Origin of the sequence: Arthrobacter sp. DNA4 (assembly GCF_024362385.1) — a bacterium.
In the GTDB taxonomy this organism is placed as follows: Bacteria; Actinomycetota; Actinomycetes; order Actinomycetales; family Micrococcaceae; genus Arthrobacter.
Genome location: NZ_CP101466.1, coordinates 1,784,617 through 1,803,942 on the forward strand (window position 1 = coordinate 1,784,617; position 19,326 = coordinate 1,803,942).

At 67.2% G+C, this 19,326-nt stretch carries 13 protein-coding genes and 2 pseudogenes; 5 read left to right on the forward strand and 10 right to left on the reverse strand.

Going from position 1 to position 19,326, the window contains the following annotated elements; translation table 11 throughout:
- Window positions 1–3,012, forward strand: a complete 3,012-nt coding sequence (locus NMQ03_RS08240; protein WP_255175162.1) for a bifunctional [glutamine synthetase] adenylyltransferase/[glutamine synthetase]-adenylyl-L-tyrosine phosphorylase — start codon at window positions 1–3, stop codon at window positions 3,010–3,012.
- The gene (locus NMQ03_RS08245) at window positions 3,002–3,538 is read left to right on the forward strand and encodes a GNAT family N-acetyltransferase (protein ID WP_255175163.1); all 537 of its coding nucleotides are present in this window, start codon (window positions 3,002–3,004) and stop codon (window positions 3,536–3,538) included. Before NMQ03_RS08240 ends, NMQ03_RS08245 begins: the two co-directional genes overlap by 11 nt.
- A 275-nt stretch (window positions 3,539–3,813) precedes the next feature.
- Here NMQ03_RS08245 and glnA read toward each other — a convergent pair.
- Window positions 3,814–5,237 (reverse strand): annotated as a pseudogene (glnA, locus tag NMQ03_RS08250) (type I glutamate--ammonia ligase).
- Between the two features lie 284 nt (window positions 5,238–5,521).
- Here glnA and NMQ03_RS08255 point away from each other — a divergent pair.
- Window positions 5,522–5,959, forward strand: a complete 438-nt coding sequence (locus NMQ03_RS08255; protein WP_141160826.1) for an RDD family protein — start codon at window positions 5,522–5,524, stop codon at window positions 5,957–5,959.
- Window positions 5,960–6,036: 77 nt separating this feature from the next.
- Here the strand turns inward: NMQ03_RS08255 and NMQ03_RS08260 are convergent, their stop codons facing one another.
- The 5 genes and pseudogenes from NMQ03_RS08260 to lipB form a co-directional block, all read right to left on the reverse strand.
- Window positions 6,037–7,008: a DMT family transporter gene (locus NMQ03_RS08260; RefSeq protein ID WP_255175164.1), complete on the reverse strand. Its 972-nt coding sequence runs from the start codon at window positions 7,006–7,008 to the stop codon at window positions 6,037–6,039.
- A gap of 18 nt (window positions 7,009–7,026) precedes the next feature.
- The gene (locus NMQ03_RS08265) at window positions 7,027–7,377 is read right to left on the reverse strand and encodes a DUF3817 domain-containing protein (RefSeq protein WP_255175165.1); all 351 of its coding nucleotides are present in this window, start codon (window positions 7,375–7,377) and stop codon (window positions 7,027–7,029) included.
- 124 nt (window positions 7,378–7,501) lie between these two features.
- The gene (locus NMQ03_RS08270; RefSeq protein ID WP_255175166.1) at window positions 7,502–8,254 is read right to left on the reverse strand and encodes a DUF4191 domain-containing protein; all 753 of its coding nucleotides are present in this window, start codon (window positions 8,252–8,254) and stop codon (window positions 7,502–7,504) included.
- A gap of 88 nt (window positions 8,255–8,342) precedes the next feature.
- A pseudogene (lipA, locus tag NMQ03_RS08275) lies at window positions 8,343–9,359 on the reverse strand (lipoyl synthase).
- Window positions 9,356–10,024: a lipoyl(octanoyl) transferase LipB gene (gene lipB / locus NMQ03_RS08280; protein WP_159632204.1), complete on the reverse strand. Its 669-nt coding sequence runs from the start codon at window positions 10,022–10,024 to the stop codon at window positions 9,356–9,358. Before lipB ends, lipA begins: the two are co-directional and overlap by 4 nt.
- A 136-nt stretch (window positions 10,025–10,160) precedes the next feature.
- On the opposite strand from lipB, the gene NMQ03_RS08285 reads away from it, so the two are divergent.
- Window positions 10,161–11,909 (forward strand): serine/threonine-protein kinase, encoded by a 1,749-nt coding sequence (locus NMQ03_RS08285; RefSeq protein WP_255175167.1) that lies wholly within the window; start codon window positions 10,161–10,163, stop codon window positions 11,907–11,909.
- A 32-nt stretch (window positions 11,910–11,941) separates the two neighbouring features.
- Here the strand turns inward: NMQ03_RS08285 and NMQ03_RS08290 are convergent, their stop codons facing one another.
- Window positions 11,942–12,844 carry a TIGR01777 family oxidoreductase gene (locus NMQ03_RS08290; protein WP_255175563.1) on the reverse strand — a complete coding sequence of 301 codons (903 nt, stop codon included), beginning with the start codon at window positions 12,842–12,844 and terminating at the stop codon, window positions 11,942–11,944.
- 72 nt (window positions 12,845–12,916) lie between these two features.
- Here NMQ03_RS08290 and NMQ03_RS08295 point away from each other — a divergent pair, with 72 nt between their 5' ends.
- On the forward strand, window positions 12,917–16,435 hold the full coding sequence (locus NMQ03_RS08295; protein ID WP_255175168.1) for a S41 family peptidase: 3,519 nt from the start codon (window positions 12,917–12,919) through the stop codon (window positions 16,433–16,435).
- Between the two features lie 81 nt (window positions 16,436–16,516).
- On the opposite strand, the gene NMQ03_RS08300 is transcribed toward NMQ03_RS08295, so the two are convergent.
- The 3 genes from NMQ03_RS08300 to sucB form a co-directional block, all read right to left on the reverse strand.
- Complete coding sequence (locus NMQ03_RS08300; protein ID WP_175319382.1) at window positions 16,517–16,945, reverse strand: OsmC family protein; 429 nt, start codon at window positions 16,943–16,945, stop codon at window positions 16,517–16,519.
- 139 nt (window positions 16,946–17,084) lie between these two features.
- Entirely contained in the window at window positions 17,085–17,438 is a 354-nt protein-coding gene (locus tag NMQ03_RS08305) for a hypothetical protein (protein ID WP_255175169.1), read from the reverse strand.
- A gap of 147 nt (window positions 17,439–17,585) precedes the next feature.
- Entirely contained in the window at window positions 17,586–19,319 is a 1,734-nt protein-coding gene (gene sucB / locus NMQ03_RS08310) for a 2-oxoglutarate dehydrogenase, E2 component, dihydrolipoamide succinyltransferase (protein WP_255175170.1), read from the reverse strand.
- Window positions 19,320–19,326: the final 7 nt, after the last annotated feature.

Here is a 19,326-nt window from a genome sequence, read left to right on the forward strand (position 1 = left end):
GTGAGCCTGGCACGCCGCCTGATCGCGGCCGGATTCAGCGACCTGGAGAAGGGCGAACGGTTCCTTGCCGCGCGCGAACTTGAGGGGCTGGACCAGGACAGGCTCTTTGCCGGGCTGCAGCTGGCGGCGAGCCCGGACACTGCCCTGCAGTCCCTGGTCCGGCTGATTGAAAAGCACCCGCAGCTGCGGGACCTGGCGGCCGCTGACGCGGAGGACAGCGAGCCCATGTACCGGGTCCTGGGCGCTTCCGAGGCCCTGGGGGAGTTCCTCATCAGGCACCCGGAGCATTTGGAGGCCTTCCGGGTCCGGGCCAGTCCCGAGCCGCTGCCCGCCGACCCGGGCAGGCTGCGCACCACCCTCCTGCAGGCCGTGGGTGCCGACCCCCGCGCCGCACGTCCCGTGGCCGCCTCCACCGGCGCGGACGCCTACGCTGCCCTGCGCACGGCCTACCGGCGCGGACTGGTGGACCTCGCCGTCAAGGACCTCTGCGCCGCGGACCCGCTGGACTTCCTGCCATCGGTGGGCGGTGAACTTGCGGACCTGGCCGCAGCCGCCATTGAGGCTGCCCTCGCCGTCTCCCGCGCTGAAGCGGCGGAGCAGCACAGCGCAGCCGACGTCGCCGACGTCGGCCTGGCAGTCATCGGCATGGGCAAATGCGGAGCCCGGGAACTGAACTACATCTCCGACGTCGACGTCATCTACGTCGTGGACGCCGGCAGCCTGGAGGATGCCCAGGCCAACACCATCGGCACGGCGCTGGCAAGCGGCATCTCCCGGGCGATCTCCTCGGTTGCGAGGGAGCCCGGACTGTGGGAGGTGGATGCGAACCTGAGGCCCGAGGGCAAGTCGGGGCCGCTGGTCCGCACCCTCGCCTCCCACGAGACGTACTACGCCAGGTGGGCCGAAAGCTGGGAATTCCAGGCGCTGCTCAAGGCCCGTGCCATTGCGGGCGACGCCGCGCTTGGCCGGGCGTACGAGGAAGCCGTGGCGCCGCTGATCTGGAGCTCGGCCGGGCGGGAGGGCTTCGTGGAGTCCGTCCAGGCGATGCGGCGCCGGGTCACGGAGAACATTCCGGCGGCCGAGGAGCAGCGCCAGATCAAGCTGGGCCGCGGCGGACTGCGCGACGTTGAATTCACCGTCCAGCTGCTCCAGCTGGTGCATGGCAAGGCGGATGAGACATTACGACGGCGGGACACCACCTCTGCGATCGCTGCCCTTTCAGCGGGCGGTTACATTGGCCGTTCCGACGCGGCGGCCTTTGACAATGCCTACCGCTACCTGCGGCTCCTGGAGCACCGGATCCAGCTGTTCCAGCTGCGCCGGACCCACCTTATGCCGGTGGCGGAGCCGGCACTGCGCTCTTTGGCCAAAGCCGTCCTGGGGCCGTTCTCCAACGAACGGCCCAGCCCGGACTCCCTGCTGTCCGCGTGGCAACGGACCAAGCGCTCGGTCCGTGAACTGCACGAGCGTATCTTCTACCGGCCGCTGCTGAACACGGCAGCCAAACTCAGCAGCGAGGACGCCAGGCTGACCCCGGAAGCGGCGCAGGGACGGCTTGCGGCGCTCGGATACCGGGACCCGCAGGGGGCGATGCGCCACATTGAGGCGCTGACGGCCGGAGTGAGCCGCCGGGCCGCCCTGCAGCGCCAGCTCCTGCCCATCCTGCTCGACTGGCTCGCCGAGGGCGTGGACCCGGACGCCGGCCTTCTGGCCTTCCGCCGCGTCAGCGAGGCACTGGGCACCACACACTGGTACCTTGGCCTGCTCCGCGACTCCAACGCCGCCGCCGAACGCCTGTGCCACATGCTGTCCAACTCACGGCTGATCGCGGACCTGCTGGAGGTCTCGCCGGAGTCGGTGGCATGGCTGGGACAGGACAAGGACCTGGTTCCCGTGGGCTTTGAAGCCCAGTGGCAGGAGATCACGGCAAAGATGTCCCGGCACGAGGACCCGGAGAGTGCCATGCGCCTGATCCGGCTGATCCGGCGGCGGGAAATCCTGCGCATCGCCATCGCAGATTCCGCCGGCGTCCTGGACCAGGAACAGGTGGGCAGGGCCCTGGCAGACACGGACCGCGCCGCCGTCCTGGGCGCGCTGCGGGTGGCGGAAGGAATAGTCTCAGCCGGCGGCCCGCTCAAAACCACGGTGCTGGTGGTGGCCATGGGCCGACAGGGCGGCCGGGAGATCGGCTACGGCTCCGACGCCGACGTCATGTACGTCCACCGCGCGCTGCCCGGCTTTACCGAGGCGGAGGCGCAGGAACAGGCCGCCCGCATCGTGGCCAAGGTGTCCAGCCTCCTCACCCAGCCGCTGAAGCTTACCATCATGGCCGAACGGGTCCTCCAGATGGACGCCGATCTCCGTCCCGAGGGCAAGAACGGGGCCATGGTGCGCTCCCTGGACTCCTTCGCGGAGTATTACCGCCGCTGGTCCCTGATCTGGGAAGCACAGGCACTGTTGCGGGCACGGCCCATGGCCGGCGATGATGCCCTGGCCGCTGATTTCCTCAAGCTGATCGATCCCATCCGCTACCCGGAAACCGTGGCGGAGCAGGACGTACGGGAGATCAGGCGCATCAAGGCCAGGGTGGAATCGGAGCGGCTGCCGCGCGGCGCCGACCCTGCACGGCACCTCAAACTCGGCCGCGGCGGCCTCAGTGACGTCGAGTGGCTGGTGCAGCTGCTGCAGCTCCAGCACGCCGGGAAACACCCAGAACTCCGGACCACGTCCACCCTGGAAGCCCTCACCGCAGCAGCCGAACTTGGACTGCTGGATGCTGCTGACGCCGGTTTGCTGGCTGAGGCCTGGCGGTTGGCCAGCCGCATCCGGTCCGCCAATGTCATCTGGAACGGCAAGGCCTCCGATCTCCTGCCGTCCTCCCGCCGCGACCTCGAGGCCGTGGCGCGCTGGTGCGGCTACGAGCCGGGACACGCCGCCGCGCTGGAGGAAGACTATCTGCGGGTGAGCCGCCGCGCCCGCGCCGTCTTTGAACGTGTCTTCTATGGACACTGACTGGGTCTGGCTTATCCCGCTACGGGACCTGGACGCGGATGCCCGCGCCATCCAGTTGGGCGCCATCGCGGACATGTCGCTCCTGGCAGGCCAGGAACGGTTTGTGGGTGACCCCCTCCGCATGGCGCTGGCAGGCCTGGCCGAAGAATCACGGCACCCCTACGTCGTGGAGGCAGGCGGGAACGCAGCCGGTGTCCTGACCCTCCAGGCGGGGGCCGCCGGTCTTGCCGGGTGGCCCGACGACAGCTCAGCCTGGCTGCTGCGGGGCTTCCTCATCGACAGCCGGCACCAGGGCAGGGGGCTGGGCACGCTGGCGACCGCTGCCGCTGTGGAGGCTGCCCGCAAGCTCACCGCCCGGCACCAAAGCGGCGAGTCCGGCGTCGTACTTTCCGTCAATGAGGACAACAATGCGGGCCTCTCCGCGTACCGCCGCGCCGGATTTGTCGACGCAGGGCCGTACCTGGGCGGTTCCGCGGGGCCGCAGCGGACCATGTTCCACAGCTTCGCTGCCGCCGCACCGGCGTAACGCGCCGGACCGGCATTGCGCTTAGCAAGCGTTTGCCCGATTATGTGGTTGGCGGTGTTCTCCAACCTTGTTGGGGGGAAGGCTGGACAGTCTTCGTCTCGGGGGGCATTCGTCAGGGGGTCCGGCTCCCGGTCTCAGCACGTCTGGAGACGGGCCCCCACCTTACGGCGGTCTCCGTCCGCGGCCTTGACGGCCGGGACAACGCAAAAGGCGGCCACCGGATGAACCGGTGGCCGCCTTTGCTGTTTCAGCGCTCCTGCAGGGCAGGCCGCAGACTAGACGCCGTAGTAGAGCTCGAACTCGTAGGGGTTCGGGCGCAGGGACAGCGGACGGATCTCGTTCTCGTACTTGTACTCGATCCAGGTGTCGATCAGGTCCTGGGTGAAGACACCGCCGGCCTGCAGGAACTCGTTGTCCTCGCGCAGGGCCTCCAGGGCTTCCTCGAGGGTGCCCGGAGCCTTGGGGATGTCCTTGGCTTCCTCGGCCGGGAGCTCGTAGAGGTCCTTGTCGATGGGAGCCGGGGGCTCGATGCGGTTGCGGATGCCGTCAATGCCGGCCATCAGCTGGGCAGCGAAGGCCAGGTAAGGGTTGGAGGAGGGGTCCGGAGCGCGGAATTCGATGCGCTTGGCCTTCGGGTTGGAGCCCGTGATGGGGATGCGGATACCGGCGGAGCGGTTGCCCTGCGAGTAGACCATGTTAACCGGAGCCTCGAAGCCCTTGACCAGGCGACGGTAGGAGTTCACCGTCGGGTTGGTGAAGGCCAGGACGGCGGAGGAGTGCTGGAGCAGGCCGCCGATGTACCAGCGGGCGGTGTCGGACAGGCCGCGTAGCCCTTCTCGTCGTAGAACAGCGGCTCGCCACCGTTCCACAGCGACTGGTGGCAGTGCATGCCCGAGCCGTTGTCGCCGAAGACAGGCTTCGGCATGAAGGTAACGGACTTGCCCCAGGCGTCAGCGGTGTTCTTGATGACGTACTTGAACTTCTGCAGGTCATCGGCAGCGTGGGTCAGCGTGGTGAACTTGTAGTTGATCTCGGCCTGGCCGGCGGACCCAACTTCGTGGTGGCTGCGCTCGACCTCGAGGCCGGCTTCGTCCAGGGCAACGCACATGGCGTCGCGCAGGTCAGCCTGCTTGTCGGTCGGGGAGACCGGGAAGTAGCCGCCCTTGACGGGGGTCTTGTAGCCCAGGTTGCCGCCTTCTTCCTCGCGGCCGCTGTTCCAGTGGGCTTCTTCGGAGTCGATCTTGTAGAAGCTGCCCTCGGGGGAGGACTGGTACTGGACGTTGTCGAACACGAAGAACTCGGCTTCGGGAGCGAAGAATGCGGTGTCGGCGATGCCGGTGGAGGCCAGGTAGGCCTCGGCCTTCTCGGCCACGCCGCGGGGGTCGCGGTGGTACGGGTCACCGGTGCGCGGGTTGACGATCGAGAAGTTCAGCGCGAGGGTCTTCTCCATGCGGAAGGTGTCCAGGAACGCGGTGGTGACGTCCGGGATCAGCTGCATGTCAGATTCGGCGATGCCCTGGAATCCGCGGATGGAGGAACCGTCGAAGAGCTGTCCGTTGACGAAGAAATCAGCGTCAACACTCTTCGCGGGGACGTTGAAGTGCTGCTGGACACCCGGAAGGTCGGTGAAGCGGATATCGACGAACTTTACATCTTCGTCCTTGATGAACTTGAGGACTTCGTCCGCAGTCTTGAACATCTATGCTCCTAACGCATATGTAAATATCTGGCATGCACGCCATGTGATCCAGCGCAATCCAAAATCAGGGAGAACGCATGTTGTCCCTGTCGCGTGTACCTGCCGGGGGATTGCTTGAAACTTCTAACAGACTATGGATCCGGCATTTCCCGTCCATGTCCGCATTGTTTCGGGCAGGTTACAGAATGCCCTGCTATGACCACGGTATCGTCCGTCCACACTGTGGTCGAGTCCCATCCACACTGTGGGCGCGCTGCTGGCCCCGGGGTCGGTAAACTTGGACGGTGGTAGATCGCAAAGACATTGGCTCCTGGCTCACCGGACCTGACACCTCCGGCATCTCAAAGTATCCGGGGGAGCGCCTGGGACTGCCGGAGTCCGGTCCCGGCTCCATTGCCCGGGCAGGGCGCAGGATCGTTGCGATCATGATCGACTGGGGCATCGCACTGCTCATCAGCAACTTTGCCTTTGGCGGCGATTCCTGGGCCACGCTGGCGGTCTTCGCCATCGAACAGACCCTGCTGGTGGGCACCCTCGGGTACAGCATCGGCCACCGCATCATGGGCATCGCGGTGATCAAGCCGGGAGGCGGCACTCCGGGGCCGCTGGCTGGCCTGGTCAGGGCAGTGCTCCTCTGCCTGGTCATCCCCGCAGTCATTTTCGACCCGGACCAGCGCGGCCTGCACGACAAGGCCATGAATACGCTCCTTATCCGGCGATAAGGCACGGGCCTCCCGCGGGCAGCGGCGCTCCAAGGGCAGCCGCACCAAGGTACCCGCCGCTCTAAGCACCCGCCGCTCTAAGCACCCGCCGGGTTCTTCCGCCGGAAGGCCCGCGCATTCGTGACGATGACGCCGCCGACCACGATGGCGCCGCCCACAAACTGCGCGGCTGTGTGGACCTGTCCGGCGAGAATGGTCAGGACTGCGGTGAAGACGGTGATCAGGTTGAGGAACACGCCGGCACCGGCCGCCGGCAGGACCGTCAGGGCGCGGTTCCACAGCACGTAGGACAGTACCGACGGAAAAATGGCGATGAAGAGCAATGACGCCAACGCACTGCCCGTCCCGGGAAAAGCCAGGCCGCCCGGCGCGAAACGCACCGGGGCCAGCAGGGCCACCGCCACGGCTGCCTGCACTGCGGTGGCTGTGATCGGCGGGATCTTAGGTGCCAGGCGGCCAACGACCGTGTAGGCCGTCCAGACAACCACTGCCCCCACCATCAGCACCTTGCCGGTGCCGAAGCCGGCAGTGGCCAGCCGGCCCACATTCCCTCCACTGATGACGATGAGGACGCCGGTCAGTGCCATCACGACGCTTACCACCGCCATCGGCGTGAGCCGTTCGCGCAGGAACACTGCGGCCGCCAGCGTGATCAGCGCCGGATTGAAGGCGTTGATCAGCGAGGCATTGAACGCATCGGTGTGTTCCAGGGCGAAGTACAGGAGGAGGTTGTATCCGAGCAGCCCGCACACGCTGAGCGCCAGCAGCCACGGCCACGCAGCCGCAACGGACCGCCAGCAGGGCTTCTCCACAAGCTGGGCTATCAGCAGCAGCGGCACCAGTGCGATCGCCCACCGCAGGAAGACCAGGCTCAGGGGGTCGATGCTGTGGACGGCGCGGCGCCCACCACGTAGTTGCTTAGCCCAGAACAGGGTCGCCCCCAGCAGGGAGAGGAGGGCGATTACCCGCCTGCGCCCCTGCGCGCGCGTCTCCGGCGTCCCTGCCTCCTGCGGTGGCTGGGCCTTCGGTCCCTGCTCAACGGAGTCCACGGCGGCAGGCCAGTTCCGCTAGGCGCGGCTGGACTCGAGGGCAGGGGCGTCCGCTGCGCCGGCAGCGCTGAGGTACCCGCGGCGTCCGGCCCAGCGTTCGAAAAGGAGGGTGGCGAACGGGAAGATTGCCGAGACACCTGCCAGCACGGCCACCAGGAACGGCCAGCGCTGTACCCGCCACAGCATGAGCGCGGCGACCCCGTAGCCGATGAACAGGGCACCGTGGACAGGGCCTGCCACCTGGACGCCGAGCTCCGTGGTGGCGGCAATCCATTTGAAATACATGCCGGCGAGGAGGGCAGCCCAACTGCAGGCCTCGGCCACGGCGAGGATGCGGAAGGCGCGGATCACTGTTGTCCTGAGGGGCATGGTCATGTCCTGTCGTCGGGCGGTGCGCTGGCCGCAGATGTGATAAAGGGCTGCGCGCGGCTGTTCGGGCACAAAGAAAAACGCCCCGGCTGCCGGCAGTGCCGGTACCGGGGCGTTGAACCAGCTAGCGTCCGCGGTTGGGACGGGCCTTGTAGGGGTCGATGCCCTTGGGAATGGGAAGCCTGGTACCCATGGACGCGATGCGCTTGGATACCGTGCTGACTTCAAGTTTGGTCAGTTCGTTCTTCATCTTGCCCATCTGCTTGGCCACCTGGCTCAGCGGCACCTGGCCTTCGCCGCGGCCGGTCTGGATGGTGTGGACAGGAACGTTGGGCAGGATGCGCGCCAGGCGCTTGCGCTCGGCGTCGAGCAGCGGCTTCACCCGGTGGGTGGGGCCTTCGCTGACAAGGACGACGCCGGGACGGCCCACAGCGCGGAACACGGCATCCTGCGTGCGCGGGTTGACGGCCACGGGCTGTTCTTCGGTGATCCAGCCGCGGCGGAGGGTTCCCAGAGCAGCGCCCGAAGCTCCGGGCTGGTTTTCGATCTGCGCGAACGCTGCACGCTCAGCGCGGCGGGACAGAATGAAGGTGGCCGCCAGCAGGCCGAGCGGAATGCCGATGATCAGGCCGGTAATCCAGTTATCCAGCCAGAAACCCACCAGGAAGCTCACGGCCACAACACCGAGGAACACCAGCAGCATGAGCCACGGAACCATGGGGTCGTGGCGGCGGGTCATGGTGAAGACCTCACCGATCTGCTTGAGCCTGCTGGGCTTCTTGGCCTTAGCTTCCTTGGGCTTGCGCGTGAACAGGCCGCGCTTCACCGCGCTGGAGCCCGCCGGGGTGGAGTTGCTGGAGTCAGGGGATTTCGCCATAGTGCCTCAATTCTACGTGACTTAAACCAAAGGGCCGGACGCTGGATTCTTCCAGCGCCCGGCCCTCTGCCACTTCACAAAGGTGAGGTCACGAGTGTGCAGCGAGGAGGGTGCTGGCTTCCTGGCGGGTGGTGCCGGAGTCCTGGATGCCTTCTGCGATGTGGGCGAGTTCGGCGGGGATGTCGCGGCCTTTTTTGCGCATGGCGGTGGCCCAGAGGCGGCGCGCGGTAGGAGGAGCGGACCAGGGGTCCGGACATGACGCCGAGGAAGCCGATGTCTTCGGCTTCGTGCTGGAGGTCCACGAATTCCTGGGGTTTGACCCAGCGGTCCACGGGCAGGTGCCGTTCGGACGGGCGCAGGTACTGGGTGATGGTGATCAGGTCGCAGCGGCCTGGTGCAGGTCGCGGAGGGCTTCGCTGATTTCTTCGCGGGTTTCGCCCATGCCCAGGATGAGGTTGGATTTGGTGACCATTCCCAGGTTCCGGCCCTGGGTGATGACGTCCAGGGAGCGTTCGTAGCGGAAGGCGGGGCGGATCCTTTTGAAGATCCGGGGCACGGTTTCGACGTTGTGCGCGAAGACTTCGGGCGCTGAGTCGCAGATCGCCTTGATGTGGTCGGGGTTGCCGGAGAAGTCGGGGATGAGCAGTTCCACGCCGGTGCCGGGGTTCAGTTCGTGGATTTTGCGGACGGTTTCGGCGTAGAGCCAGACGCCTTCGTCTTCGAGGTCATCGCGGGCCACGCCGGTGACGGTGGCGTAGCGCAGCTGCATGGATTGGACGGAGCGGGCCACCTTGGTGGGTTCGAACATGTCCACGGGGGAGGGTTTGCCGGTGTCGATCTGGCAGAAGTCGCAGCGGCGGGTGCATTCGGAGCCGCCGATCAGGAAGGTGGCTTCCTTGTCTTCCCAGCATTCGAAGATGTTGGGGCAGCCGGCCTCTTCGCAGACGGTGTGCAGGCCTTCTTTTTTGACCAGGTTCTTCAGCCCGACGAACTCCGGGCCCATCTGGACCTTGGCCTTGATCCACTCCGGCTTGCGCTCCACCGGGACCGCAGCGTTGCGCTGCTCGATCCGCAGCATCTTCCGGCCTTCAGGTGCCAATGTCACAGTAGAGCTCCTTCAGGGCTCGAAACCAATGCTTCTTCGTGCTTGCGGAATTCCTCCACGAACCGCTCCGCGATGTCCGCGGGATGGATCTCCCTGCCCGTTTCAAGGGACATGGTGGTGACTCCGGCGTCGGTGATGCCGCAGGCAATGATCTGGCCGTAGGGCGCCAGGTCGTTGCTGCAGTTGATGGCGACGCCGTGCATGGTGACGCCGTTCAGGACGCGGATGCCGATAGCCGCGATCTTGCGGTCGGGGCCTTTGGAATCGGCCTTGATCCATACGCCGGCGCGGCCTTTGATGCGTTCAGCCTTGATGCCGTAGTCCGCCATGACGGTGATCATGATTTCTTCCAGCCGCTCCACATAGTCCCTGATCCCGGAGCGGTTCTTCAGCTTCAGGATGGGGTAGGCCACCAGCTGGCCGGGGCCGTGCCAGGTCAGTTTGCCGCCGCGGTCCACTGCGACGACCGGCGTACCGTCAAAGGGCCGCTCGTGGTCCTCGGTAAGCTTGCCTGCCGTATAAACAGCGGCGTGCTCCAAAAGAAGGACTGTGCTGGGCGCACTTCCGGCGACAACTTTGTCATGGAGTTCGCGCTGGGCATCCCAGCCTTCCATGTAATCAACGAAGTCGGGGGCAAGACCCAGCTGTGAAAACTCAAGAGTCATGGCATCCAGCTTAGACCCCGCAGCCGCACCGGCCCGGTTTAGTGTCCAAGCTCACCGGCCCTGCTCTTTGTGACTGCAACTTCGAGGGCTGTGGATAACTTCTGCACGCCGGACGGAACTCGGCTAGACATGGACCATGGACGATGCACAGGCACCCGACGTACCCGGGTACGAGGTCGGCAGGCTGCTGGGCCGCGGCGGCAGCGCGGACGTGTGGCTGGCCAGGGAGCAACGGACGGGACAGGAATATGCCCTGAAGAGCTTCCGCCCCGCCGGGAGCGGGACGCGCAGCAGCCCGGGCATCACCGAGGAGGAGGTGCAGCGGGAGATCCGCATCCTGTCAGTCCTGGACCACCAGCACCTGATCCGGGTCCACGACGCGGTACAGGGGACGGAACCGGGCAGTGGTACGACACTGACCATGGATTATGCTGCCGGCGGTTCCCTGGCCCAGTTGGTGTCCGCCCGCGGCAGGCTCAGCGTGGGGGAGACGGTCACGGTATTGACGCCGATCGCCCAGGCCCTGGCGTACCTGCACGGCAAAGGCTTCACGCATTCCGACGTCTCGCCCGGAAACGTCCTCTTCACCGGGCAGGGAAAACCGATGCTGTCCGATCTCGGCGTCGCCCGGATGATCGGGGACCCGGGCTGCGCCGGGACCGCGGGAACGGGCGGATTCCTTGATCCCGCCCCGGTGGACGCAGTCCGTGCCGGCCTGCAGCCCGAACGCGATGTGTACTCGGTGGCTGCCCTGGGGTGGTTTTGCCTGACCGGTGAAGCGCCGGGACGCACGGCCGACCGTCCACCGTTGTCCCTGCTGGTTCCCGGGGTTCCCAAAGACCTCGCTGCCGCGCTGGAAGCAGGACTGAACGATGAGCGGCGGCTGCGCCCTGACGCGCTGGCGCTGGCCACGGCCGTATACCGCAGCGCCGAACCGCAACCCGTGGATCTTTCCGACGCAGTCCACCCCACCGTCCTGCCCGAGCTGTTGACGCGGCGCCCGGTTCCCGCGGAGTCAAAGCGCAGCGCACTCCGAACGAAAGTCCAGGGCCTGCGCCGCCGGGCGGCGACTTCCCGCTGGTCCGCACGGCAGCCACAGGCACGGCGGTCACGGGAACAACCGACACCGGCACGGCAGCCGCAGGTACAACCGTCACCAGCATCAAACGGAACGCCGTCACCGGCACGGGACAGAACCGGGCCTGGGGTGAAAGCCGCGGTGGAATCCCGTGGAAAACACGCGGACGGGCCCGTTGGTGGGCAGGCGCGGCGGGTGCTGCTGCGCTCCGTCCTGCCGCTGATTGCCGCGGTGGCGGCAGTGGCGTGGTGGCTGTCGACGTCCGCAGGGGACGGCATGTGGCTTAGAGGTGCCGCACAGGGGCTGCCACCAACATCGGCGCCGTCAGCAGGTGCAGGTGCAGGTGTCGGCGCGGATGCCGATTCAGACGGCGGTAAAGGGCTTCCTCTGCCCGTGGACACCGCACGCCGGCGGGCCGGAGCAGCTGATCCGGTGGAAGCTGTCCAGGGGCTGGCGGCACTTCGCGACTACGCCTTCAGCAGCGGGGGCGTGGAACTGCTGGCGGACGTGAACGCCCCCGGGTCAGCCGCCGCCGCGGCTGACCAGCGCGTCGCCGGCCGGGTTGCCGGGTCCGGCCAGCGCCTCACCGGGTTCACCACCACGCTTTCAGAGATAGCCGCCGAAGATGGGGGCACCGAAGCCCGTGCCGTGGTGCGGGCCGTGTCCGCTACCTCCGGGTACCGGCTGGTGGACGCCGGGGACACAGTAGTCGCCACGGGGGCACCAACCCGGCCGCAGCTGCTTCGGCTGGTGCTGGTCTCCGTGGAGGGCCGGTGGCTGGTGGCCGACATCCTTCCGGGCCCATGAACCGGCATACCGGGCCGGTGTCCCGGGCAGGGCTAGACGGCGCCGGTCTTTCCAGTCACCCAGCGGGCAGCATCTGCCAGGTGCCCGTGCTGCCACGTGAACCCTGCGGCGGTAAGGACCGCCGGCTCCATCCGCTGGCTGGACAGCAGCAGCTCGTCGGCCAGGCCTGGCATGACGGTGCGCAGCACGGGGGCAGGTACCCGCAGGAGGGCGGGGCGGTGCAGGGCGTGGGCCAGTGCCGCCACGATGGTATTGACATCCGCTTGCCCCGGGGCGGCCAGGTTGACCGGGCCGGAGACCGGGGAGCCCAGGAGGAACAGGAAAGCGGCCGAGACATCGGGCAGTGTCACCCACGGCCAGAACTGCCGGCCGTTTCCGAAGGGGCCGCCCAGTCCCAGGCGCAGGAGCGGGAGCAGCTTGCCCAACGCGCCGCCTGAGCGGCTGAACACCACCCCGGTCCGTGGTATCACCACACGTACGCCTGCCGGCGCCGCAAGGGCGGCCTGCTCCCACTCCATGCATATCTGTGCCAAGGTGCCGGAGCCGGTCGGTGCGTCCTCCCGAAGTACTGTGTTGCCCGCATCGCCGTAGTAGTTCGAGCCTGACTGGCTGATGAAGGTGGCCGGTGGCGTATCGGCCCGTGCCATGGCCTGCACCAGGGTCCTGGTTGGTCCCAGACGGGAACTGAAAAGTTCCTCCACCCGCCTGCGCGTCCATGGCCTGTCTCCGATTCCGGCGCCGGAAAGGTTGACGACGGCGTCAGCGCCCGCGAGTGCGCCGGGATCCAGGACGCCGGCCGCAGGGTCCCAGCGGACTTCGGTGGCGCTGGCAGGGGGCCGGCGGACCAGCGTCACCACCGAATGGCCGGCATTGCGGAATGCCGCGGACATGGAAGTGCCGATGAGCCCCGAGGCGCCGGTCATGACGATGTGCATGGTCCATCTCACCACGGCGGCGCAGGTTGTGTATCTCCCGCGGGGCGCCTGGGGGTTGACTATGATCGAACGATGACCTCTTCGAGCTACTTCCGTTTCCCGCATTTGCACGGCGATCTGGTCACTTTCGTGGCCGAGGATGACGTGTGGATTGCGCCCCTGGACGGCGGCCGTGCCTGGCGTGTTTCCTCGCTCCAGCTTCCTGCCCGCAACCCGCGTTTCACCGCGGACGGCAAGCGCCTGGTGTGGACCGTAGTCCAGGGAACGGCGCCGGAGGTTGTGTCCGCGCAGGTGGACGGGGGCGGGTACCGGCAGCTCACCTACTTTGGCCACAGCACCACCAAGGTCAAGGGATTCACCACCGGTGGTTCCGTGGTGGTTACCAGTGCCTTCCGCCAGGCTGAGAGCCGGCACACCCACGCCTACAGCGTTCCGCTTGAGGGCGGCTGGGCCCAGGAGCTCCCGTACGGGCCGGTGGAGTCCGTTGCCTTCGGGCCCGAGGTAGGCGACGAACGTCCTGTGGTGCTGGCCAGCGTGCTCTCCCGTGAGCCGGCATGGTGGAAGCGCTACCGCGGCGGAACTGCCGGAAAGCTGTGGATCGACCGCGACGGCAACGGCGAGTTCGAACGCCTGCTGCCGGACCTCGACGGCAACCTCACTGATCCGCTCTGGGTGGAGGGCCGGATCGCCTTCCTGTCCGACCACGAAGGCTACGGCAACCTGTATTCGGTGCTTCCCAGCGGCAAGGACCTGCGCCGGCAAACCGACCACCAGGACTTCTACGTCCGGCATGCAGCCACGGACGGCAAGCGGGTCATCTTTGAATCCGCAGGCGAACTCTGGGTCCTCCACGACCTTGCTTCAGACGCGGTCAAGCTCGACATCACCCTCGGCTCCGCCTCACAGACCCGCCGCCCCGCATTGCTCGACGCCGTCAAGCACCTGGGCGCGGTGGCACCGGATATGGCAGGCGCCGCCAGTGCCGTGGAGTCCCATGGCACCATCCACTGGCTGCGCCACAAAGACGGTCCGTCCCGCATCATCGAGGCCACCCCGGGCGTCCGCGGCCGGCTGCCCAGGCCGCTCGGGGACGGCCGCATTGCCTACATCGCCGACCACGACGGCGTGGAAGCTCTGCACATCAAGGACATTGCCGCACCCCTCCCGCACACCGCTGGGAAGGTGGACGGGCAGGCCAACACCCGGACTGCTGCGGCCAACGCTTCCGCGGAGGCGGCAGCAACTGGCGGGGAGGACGCGGAAGCGGTCAGCCTTCCCCAACCCGTTCCGGCGTCCGGCGCCAAGGCGCCGGCAGCCGCCACGGTCCACGTTCCCTCTGACGATGAGCAGCAGGCGGACGTGGCGCCACAGGCCGCAGCGCCCGTGGCTGACGCCCAGGCAACCACGGCGGAGCCAGCCATCACCGTCCCGACACCGTCCCGGGCCAGTTCGCTGGAGGCAAGCCCCAACGGCCACTGGGTTGCCCTCGGGACCTCCTTCGGTGACGTGTTCGTCGTGGACACCCGCAGCGGTGACCTCTCACAGGTAGCCAGCATCGGCGAAGGCAGCATTTCCGAACTGGCCTGGTCCGCGGACTCCCGCTGGCTGGCATGGTCGGAGCCTGTCACTTCCTTCGGTTCGCGCAGCCGGCTGCGCCTGGCCACCGTGGACCGGCTCGACGCCGAACCGGTGGACGTCACCGACGGCCGCTTCCGCGACGCCTCCCCGGCCTTCACGCCGGACGGGAAATTCCTTGCCTTCCTGTCCAACCGCAGCTTCGACCCCGTGTATGACGGGCACTCGTTCGACCTCTCCTTCCCCAGCCCGATCAAGCCGTACCTGGTGGCACTGACGGCTGAGACGCCGTCGCCCTTTGGCCCTTCGGTTGACCCCGCGGGCGGGGAACCGGACGCCGGCGCGGACGCAAAACCCACGGACGCAGACGAGGCCGGGGACAGTGCCGTGCCTGCCGTTACGGTGGATGCGGAGGGCCTGGCCCACCGCGTGATCGGCGTTCCCGTGCCGCAGGGCAACTACAGCTCGCTGAAAGCCGTTGACGGTGCACTCCTCTGGCTCGACTCCGTCCTGACAGGCGTCACCGGCGACGGGAAGGCCAGCCAGGAGGACAAGGACGCCCGTCCCAGCCTGGTCCGGTACGACATCGCGCGGCGCAAGCAGGCAACCCTCGTGGACGCCGTGGACAGTTACCGCCTCTCCGGCGACCGCAGCAAAGTGGTGCTCGTTGCCGACAAGCAGGTGACCGTGGTTCCGTCGGACGCCAAGGCAGATGAGGAATCCGGCAAGGTGGTCAAAGTGGACCTGGGCCGGATCCGTGTCCTGATGGATCCGCTGAGCGTCTGGGGACAGGCGTTCGACGAGGCCTGGCGCCTGCAGCGCGACTTCTTCTGGACCGAGGACATGGCTTACCAGGACTGGGAGTCCATCCACACCCGCTACCGCCCCCTGGTGGAACGGCTGGGGTCCCACGACGACCTGGTGGACCTGCTGTGGGAACTGCACGGCGAACTGGGAACCTCCCACGCGTACGTGCGTCCGGCCGCCGTCACCGAACGCGGCAGCCGCGGACAAGGCAGGCTCGGCGCCGACCTCACGCACACCGCCCGCGGCTGGGAGATCACCCGCATCCTGGCGGGCGAGTCCTCAGACCCGCTGGCCACCTCCCCGCTCACCAGACCGGGCGTCGGTGCCAAGGCGGGGGACATCCTGCTGGCCGTCGACGGCGTCCCGCTGTCCGAAAACGTCACTCCTGCCATGCAGCTGGTCGGGGCGGCTTACCGCGCCGTGGAGCTCACCCTCCTCAACGGCCCCGGACATGGCACTGCTGAAGGCACCCAGCGCAGGGTCGCCGTCGTGCCTGTCAAGGATGAGGAGCGCCTGCGGTACCAGGAGTGGGTGGCGGGCAACCGGCGGACCGTCCGGGAGGCGTCGAACGGAACCTTCGGCTATCTGCACATTCCGGACATGATGGCCAACGGCTGGGCCCAGCTGCACCGGGACCTGGACACGGAAACCGCGTTCGATGGCCTGATCGTCGACGTGCGCCGCAACCGTGGGGGACACACCTCGCAGCTTGTCGCTGAGCTCATTGGCCGCAAGGTCACGGGTTGGAGCATGCCGCGCGGGGAGAAGCCGCGCACCTACCCGCACCACGCGCCGAGGGGGCCGGTGATCATCCTTGCAGACGAATTCGCCGGCTCCGACGGCGACATCATCACCCAGGTCTCGAAGCTGCGCGGCATCGGCCCTGTGATCGGAACCCGCACCTGGGGCGGTGTTGTTGGCATCGACAACCGCTTCACGCTGGCGGACGGCACCGGCGTCACGCAGCCCCGCTACGCGAACTGGTTCAGCGGCGGCGTGGGCTGGAGCGTGGAAAACTACGGCGTCGATCCGGACATCGAGGTGACTTACCCGCCGCACGCCTATGCTGCCGGACGGGATCCCCAGCTGGAGTACGGCATCGGTGCACTGAAGGAAATGATCCAGGAACTGCCCACTGACCGGCCTCCGGCCCGCTCGGGCTACCGGAAACTGTTGCCTGCTCCGCTGCGCGCCGCCGACGACGGCTGACCTCACCGGCAACAACAAAGGCCCTGCCCTTCCGGAATTCCGGAGGGGCAGGGCCTTTGGCGTTGTGCGGGGCCTTGCGGCCTAGGACTGCAGCGTGGCGTCGAGGGTGATCTCGATTCCGGCCAGGGCCTGGGACACAGGGCAGCCCTTCTTGGCGGCCTCGGCAATGCGCTGGAAGTCTTCTTCAGAGATGCCCGGAATGCGGGCATTGAGGGTCAGGTGGCTGCCGGTGATGCCGGTGCCCGGCTGGAAACCGACCTCTGACTTCGTGTTGACCTCTTCGGGAGTGAAGCCTGCCTGGCTGAGCTCGTGGCTGAAGGCCATGGAGAAGCATGCCGAGTGGGCAGCGGCGATCAGCTCTTCCGGGCTGGTCTTTCCGCCGGCAGCCTCGGTGCGCGCCTTCCAGGTGACATCGAAGGTGCCAAGGCCGGAGCTGTCCAGGGTGGTGTTCCCCGAGCCCTCGGTCAGGCTTCCGGTCCATACGGTGTGGGCGTTGCGTGTTGTAGCCATGTCTCTCCTCAACGTCGATTCGGTCCGGGTCCGGCAGCATGGCCGGGCCCACCGTTTCCCATCCTAGGGACCCGGCCCCTCCGGTGCACGGATTGTCCGCTCTCAGAGGATTATGACCGGGTGCCCGGATGTGGGCGGGTTACTGCCAGATGGTGGCGATGGCGATATTGACCAGTGCCAGGCCGCCGACGCCGTGGGCGAGCCCGGTGGAGACGGGCTGCCCGTTCTTGACCTTGCGGGTTCCGATCACGGCCAGGACCGCAACCACGACAGCGATGACGAACTTGATGCCCAGCTTGGCGTAGTTGGGATCCTTGTCCGGCAGGAACGGAAGGATGCCCATCATGGCGATGCCGGTGAGCAGCTGCAGGAAGGCGCCATCACGCTGGCGCGGGTGCACGGTGGGGGTCCGCATCGTGGCGATCCAGTAGCCCACGATCATGGCCGCGCCCACCACATGCAGGAAAACCAGGATGTTAAAGAGGATAGTCATGGCTCCAGCTTAGCCAGTCAGTTCTACAGCCTGTAGCAAAGCCACGCTGCCAACCTGTGCCGGGTGCGCGTTAAACAACGACGACGGCGCGCGCCGCCGGTGGTTATCCCACCGTTGGCACCCGCCGCCGTCGTTCGTGGCTGGCTGCTACAGTCCCAGATCCGCTTCGAATGCGCCTTCTTCAAGGCGTGCCTTCAGGGTCTGGAGGAACCGGCCTGCGTCAGCACCGTCCACCAGGCGGTGGTCGTAGGTCAGCGACAGGTACATCATGGAGCGGATGGCGATGGAATCGTCACCGTTTTCGTCAGCAACCACAACGGGGCGCTTGACGATGGCGCCGGTACCCAGGATGCCCACCTGAGGCTGGTTGATGATCGGGGTGTCGAACAGGGCGCCCACCGAACCGATGTTGGTGATGCTGAAGGTGCCACCGGACAGTTCGTCCGGACCGATCTTGCCATCGCGGGTACGCGAAGCAACGTCGGCGATCTTGCTTACCAGTCCGGCGAGGTTCAGGTTGCCGGCGTCGGAGATGACCGGAACCAGCAGGCCCTTGTCGGTGTCGACGGCGATCGCCAGGTGCTCGGCGTTGTGGTAGGTGATTTCCTGCTTGTCTTCGTCGTATGCAGCGTTGAGCTTGGGGTGCTGCTTCAGGGCCTCGGCCACTGCCTTGGCGATGAAGGGCAGGAAGGTCAGCTTGGTGCCGTTCTGTGCCTGGAAGGAGTTCTTGGCACGGGCGCGCAGCTTGGCGACCTTGGTCATGTCCACTTCGTGCACCTGCGTGAGCTGCGTGGAGACCTCGAGGGACTCGCGCATGCGGCGGGCGATGACCTGGCGGATGCGGGGAGCCTTCTGGGTGGTTCCGCGCAGCGATGAGGCAGCTGCACCCGACGCGGCCGGGGCAGAAGCGGCAGGGGCTGCAGCCGGAGCCGCTGCGGGAGCGGCCTTGGCTTCGGCGGCGGCAATGACGTCCTGCTTGCGGATGCGGCCGCCGACACCGGTGCCGGACAGCGAGGAAATGTCCACGCCGTGCTGGTTTGCCAGCTTGCGGACCAGGGGAGTGACGTAGCCGGATTCAGAACCCGCGGCCGGCGCGGCTTCCTGGGCTGCCGGGGCAGCCTGCGGGGCGGGCGCCGGAGCTGCGGCGGGGGCCGGTGCTGCCGCCGGAGCGGGAGCCTCCTGCTTGGGGGCCTCCTGCTTGGGAGCTTCCTGCTGGGGAGCTGCGGGCGCAGCCTGCGGAGCCGAGGCAGCGGGGGCGCCGGAGCCGATAACGGCGAGCACAGAACCAACCTCGGCGGTCTCGTCCTCGTTGACCCGGATTTCCTGCAGCGTGCCGTCAACCGGGGAGGGGATCTCGGTGTCAACCTTGTCGGTGGAAACCTCGAGCAGGGGCTCGTCGACCTCGACGGAGTCGCCCACGGCCTTGAGCCAGCGGGTGACGGTGCCTTCGGTGACGCTCTCGCCCAGTGCGGGGAGGGTTACTTCGTGGCTTTCGCCGCCGGCAGCCGGAGCTTCCTGGGCAGGGGCTTGCTGGGCAGGTGCTTCCTGTGCGGGCGCTGCTTCAGCGGGGGCTTCCTGTGCGGGAGCCTCCTGTGCCGGAGCGGCCGCGGGAGCTTCTTCGGCCGGGGCGGAACCGCCGCCGGAGCCGTCACCGATGCGCACCAGCGGTGCGCCTACCTCGGCGGTCTCGTCTTCAGCGACCAGGATTTCTTCAATCACGCCAGCTACAGGAGAGGGGATTTCAGTGTCTACTTTGTCGGTGGAGACTTCGAGCAGCGGCTCGTCCACCTCTACCCGGTCACCTACCTGCTTAAGCCAGCGGGTGACGGTTCCTTCGGTGACACTCTCACCGAGGGCGGGCAAGTTAACGGATTCAGACATGTCGTCC